5 protein-coding genes and 1 pseudogene are annotated in these 3,964 nt (G+C 72.5%); 3 read left to right on the top strand and 3 right to left on the bottom strand.

Annotated features, from left to right (window positions below):
• Nucleotides 1–417 (bottom strand): TetR/AcrR family transcriptional regulator (locus H5J29_RS23935; protein ID WP_512700135.1); only part of this gene is annotated, 417 nt, incomplete at its 3' end.
• 177 nt (nt 418–594) lie between these two features.
• Between H5J29_RS23935 and H5J29_RS23930 the strand changes: the two genes are divergently transcribed.
• Both H5J29_RS23930 and H5J29_RS23925 read left to right on the top strand, forming a co-directional pair.
• Nucleotides 595–1,089, top strand: a complete 495-nt coding sequence (locus H5J29_RS23930) for a TspO/MBR family protein (protein ID WP_181783283.1) — start codon at nt 595–597, stop codon at nt 1,087–1,089.
• A 186-nt stretch (nt 1,090–1,275) separates the two neighbouring features.
• The gene (locus tag H5J29_RS23925) at nt 1,276–2,349 is read left to right on the top strand and encodes a 3-deoxy-7-phosphoheptulonate synthase (RefSeq protein ID WP_181783282.1); all 1,074 of its coding nucleotides are present in this window, start codon (nt 1,276–1,278) and stop codon (nt 2,347–2,349) included.
• A gap of 54 nt (nt 2,350–2,403) precedes the next feature.
• Here the strand turns inward: H5J29_RS23925 and H5J29_RS35365 are convergent, their stop codons facing one another.
• Complete coding sequence (locus H5J29_RS35365) at nt 2,404–2,754, bottom strand: hypothetical protein (RefSeq protein WP_246394206.1); 351 nt, start codon at nt 2,752–2,754, stop codon at nt 2,404–2,406.
• Between H5J29_RS35365 and H5J29_RS35360 the strand changes: the two are divergent.
• Nucleotides 2,660–2,932 (top strand): annotated as a pseudogene (locus H5J29_RS35360) (alpha/beta fold hydrolase); the annotation flags it as partial. The gene H5J29_RS35365 and the pseudogene H5J29_RS35360 sit on opposite strands and share 95 nt — an antisense overlap.
• Before the next feature lie 340 nt (nt 2,933–3,272).
• Here the strand turns inward: H5J29_RS35360 and H5J29_RS23915 are convergent.
• The gene (locus tag H5J29_RS23915) at nt 3,273–3,734 is read right to left on the bottom strand and encodes a VOC family protein (protein WP_181783281.1); all 462 of its coding nucleotides are present in this window, start codon (nt 3,732–3,734) and stop codon (nt 3,273–3,275) included.
• Nucleotides 3,735–3,964 lie beyond the last annotated feature (230 nt).

Below are 3,964 nucleotides of genomic sequence, written 5' to 3'. Positions count from 1 at the left end.
GTAGGCCTCCCCGAGCGCGACGAGCCGGGCGGCGGGATCGGGATCCGCCGGGACGTCGTCGATGGTGCGGCGGAGCCTGCGGAAAGCGTCGTCGACCAAGGTCTTGATCAGACCCGGCTTGCCGCCGAAGAGGGCGTACACGGCGGTCGTCGACGTGCCGACCTCCGAGGCGCCGGGGGGCAGCGGACGCCGCAGCCCGAGCCGGTGCAGTGGGACCGAGCGCAGCCCGCACCGGGCGAAGGCTCGGGCGTTCGCCCCCTCCGCGAGCAGGATCTCGAGCTCGGTCCCCGCGGCACGAAGGTGCTGCAGCAGGCCGCCCGCCTCCGCGAGGAGCTCGTCCCCGTCGACGGCGGCGACCACCACCCGGGCGGCACGCTCGAGCGGCGCCTCGGGAATCCTGTGTCGACCTGCCCGCACCGTTGCGAGCCTGTTTTCACTGATCATGGCCTGTCCAAGCTGGGGAGTCAGTCGTAGGGAGGCTCGCGAACGACCCGGTTGCCGTTAGGTGAGTCAGGTCACTCTGCGGCAAGCGGTCCCTCGGTCGCCGAGCGGTTCGACGAGCGGAAATCCTCTCGACCATCGAGACTGTTACCCATGACCGCGCACGCCTCCCGCACCCGTCCCCCCGCAGTGCCCGCCGCGCTGGCACTGCTCGGATTCCTGGTCGCCGTCGCGATCGTCGCCGTGGTGGGCGGGCTCGCGTCCGCCTCGGCGTCGGAGCAGTACGCCGGGTTCGCCCAGCCCTCCTGGGCGCCGCCGTCGTGGCTGTTCGGTCCGGTCTGGACCGTGCTCTACGTGACGATCGCGGTGTCCGGCTGGCTGGTCTGGCGGCGCGCGGGCCTCACGAAGCCCGCCCACGTGGTCTACGGCGTGCAGCTGCTGCTGAACATGGCCTGGACGCCGCTGTTCTTCGGGGCGGGCCTGTTCGGCGTGGCGTTCGCGGAGATCGTCCTGCTGTGGATCTCCATCGTGGCGACGATCGTGCTGTTCGCCCGGCACAGCCGCGCGGCCGCCTGGCTGCTCGTGCCCTATCTGGCCTGGGTCACCTTCGCCTCGGCGCTGAACTTCACCATCTGGATGCTGAACTGACCGGTTGACGCGTGCCACGATCGTCCGGTTAGAGTAGCCATGTGGCGCGCCGATACTGGTTTAGCGAGCCGGCCCGGGATGGGTCGGCACGCACTCTGCTGCGCTGACCACCATCCCCACGAGAGCCGGAAACCCACTGGGTCGGCTCACGGGATGACGGGGGCCGGTCCGCGAAAGGACCCCCTGATGTCCCCCCTCAGTTCCAGCACCGACACGCGTGCTGCGCTGGACCAGCACCGCACCGCCCGGATCAGCCCGCTGCTGTCCCCCGCCCTGCTGCGGGACGAGCTGCCCGCCGACGACCGGGTGGCCGCGGTGGTCACCCGCGGCCGCGCGGACGTCGTCGACATCCTCGACGGGCGGGACGACCGGCTGCTGGTCGTCGTCGGCCCGTGCTCGATCCACGACCCCGAGGCCGCGCTCGACTACGCCCACCGGCTCGCGGCGCAGGCGGAGCGGCTCTCCGGGGACCTGCTCGTGGTCATGCGCGCGTACTTCGAGAAGCCCCGTTCGACCGTCGGGTGGAAGGGCCTGATCAACGACCCCGGCCTCGACGAGAGCTTCGACGTCAACCGCGGCCTGCGCACCGCCCGTCGGCTGCTGCTGGACATCACTGCACTCGGCCTGCCCGTCGGCTGCGAGTTCCTCGACCCGATCACCCCGCAGTTCATCGCCGACACCGTGACCTGGGGGTCCATCGGTGCGCGCACGGCGGCGTCGCAGGTGCACCGGCAGCTGGTCAGCGCGCTGTCCATGCCCGTGGGGATCAAGAACGGCACCGACGGGGACGTCCAGGTGGCCGTCGACGGCATCGGCGCCGCGGCCGCCCCGCACGTGTTCATGGGGATCAACGCGGACGGTCTCGCCGCCCTCGTCCGCACCACCGGCAACCCCGACGCGCACGTCATCCTGCGCGGCGGCTCGGCAGGCCCGAACTACGCCGCCGCCGACGTGGCCGCGACCCGGCAGCTGCTCGAGAAGGCGGGCCTCCCGCAGCGTGTGGTCGTCGACGCCAGCCACGGCAACTCGCGCAAGGACCACGTGCGGCAGGCCGAGGTCGTCCGCGAGATCGCCGAGCGGATCGCGGCGGGGGACACGGGCGTGACGGGCCTGATGATGGAGAGCTTCCTCGTGGAGGGGAGCCAGAAGCTGGGCGGCGCACTGACCTACGGCCAGTCGGTCACCGACGCCTGCATGTCGTGGGACACCACCGCGACCCTCCTCGACGAGCTCGCGCAGTCCGTCCGCACCCGCCGCTAACCCGCGAGTCCCCCACTTCCGACGCGCGAGTCGGACACCACGGCCCGCGAGTCCCTACCCCCCGACGCGCGAGTCGGACACCACGGCCCGCGAGTCGGACATCGGGCCGGCGGGAGACGCGACCCCCGCCGGCCCGGCCTGCTCGGCGCGGGTGTCCGGGTCGGACGTGCCGTGCCGGGACGCCCGTCGCCGCGGGAGGGGTTCGGTCGGCTGCGCTACTCGCTCACCCACCCGTAGGTTGACGGCGGTGGAGAGCTTCGCGTGGGAGGGGCGCCGGATCGCCTGGGAGCAGGCGGGCAGCGGGCCGGCGGTGGTGTTCTGCCACGGCACGCCCTGGTCCTCGTGGCTGTGGCGCCCCTTCGCCGAGGCGCTGAGCAGCTCGTTCACGGTGTACCTGTGGGACATGCCGGGGTACGGCCGATCCTCGATGGACCCGGCCCACGCGGTCGACTTCGGCGTGCAGGCCCGGGCGTTCGCCGCCCTGCTCGAGCACTGGGGCCTCGACCGCCCGCACGTCGTCGCCCACGACTACGGAGGCGCGGTCTCCCTCCGCGCGCACCTCACCGAGGGGGTCCCGTACGCGTCGCTGCTGCTGGCGGACGTCGTCGCGATCCCGCCCGCGGGCTCCCCGTTCTTCCAGCTGGTCCAGCAGCACTCGACGGTCCTCGCCCAGGTCCCGCCGTACATCCACGAGGCACTGGTGCGGGCGTACGTCGGGAACGCGAGCCACCGCGGGCTCCGCGACGACGACCGCGCCGCCCTCGCCGCCCCGTGGCTCGGCGAACCCGGCCAAGGCGCGTTCTACCGCCAGATCGCCGCGTTCGACGAGGGCTACCTCCGGGAGATCGAGGCCGGTCTCCCCCGGATCGACCTCCCGACGGGCGTGATCTGGGGTGTCGAGAGGTGCGGCGGACTCCGGTGTCCTAGTCCAGACAGAACTCGTTGCCCTCGGGGTCGGTCATCACGATGTGCCCGTTCGCCATCGGCGGCGCCGGGTCCTCGCGGCAGACCCGCGCCGCCCCCAACGCGACGAGCCGCTCGCACTCGGCCTCCAGCGCCGCCATCCGCTCGTCCCCCTGCAGCCCGGGCGCCGCCCGGACGTCCAGGTGCACGCGGTTCTTGGCGATCTTGTCCTCCGGGACCTGCTGGAAGAACAGCCGCGGCCCCTCACCCGCGGGGTCCTCGATGGCCGAGCGGGTGTTGCGCTGGTCCTCCGGCACACCGATCCTCGCCAGGAAGTCGTCCCACGCGGCCAGCGGGTCCGCCCCCTCGGGCAGCTCGACGCCGGGCGGTCCGGGATGGACGTACCCCAGCACGTCCCGCCAGAAGGTCGAGAGGGCCTTCGGGTCGTGGGCGTCGAAGGTGACCTGGACGTGGCGGCTCATCGGGCGCTCCGTTTCGCTCGGGAGGAGGCAGACTCGCGCATCCCCGTCTGCCGCCGCCACTCGGGCAGGAGTGGACTTGCCGGTCCAGAAATTCGCTCCTAGCGTCGCCCCCGTGAACAGACTGAACGGCCGGACCGCACTCGTCACCGGCTCCACCAGCAACATCGGACGCGCCATCGCCACCGCGTTCGCCGCGGAGGGCGCCCACGTCGTCGTCTCCGGGCGGGACA

It is taken from the genome of Pseudonocardia pini (genome assembly GCF_013870575.1).
In the GTDB taxonomy this organism is placed as follows: Bacteria; Actinomycetota; Actinomycetes; order Mycobacteriales; family Pseudonocardiaceae; genus Pseudonocardia; species Pseudonocardia pini.
Note: the sequence above shows the minus strand (reverse complement) of the source record. Positions and strands in the feature narration are given on the sequence as shown.

Excerpts from the sequence above, each read along its gene's own strand:
- H5J29_RS23930 (WP_181783283.1), top strand. The coding sequence starts at position 595 with ATGACCGCGCACGCCTCCCGCACCCGTCCCCCCGCAGTGCCCGCCGCG.
- H5J29_RS23925 (WP_181783282.1), top strand. The coding sequence starts at position 1,276 with ATGTCCCCCCTCAGTTCCAGCACCGACACGCGTGCTGCGCTGGACCAG.
- H5J29_RS35365 (WP_246394206.1), bottom strand. The coding sequence starts at position 2,754 with ATGTCCCACAGGTACACCGTGAACGAGCTGCTCAGCGCCTCGGCGAAG.
- H5J29_RS23915 (WP_181783281.1), bottom strand. The coding sequence starts at position 3,734 with ATGAGCCGCCACGTCCAGGTCACCTTCGACGCCCACGACCCGAAGGCC.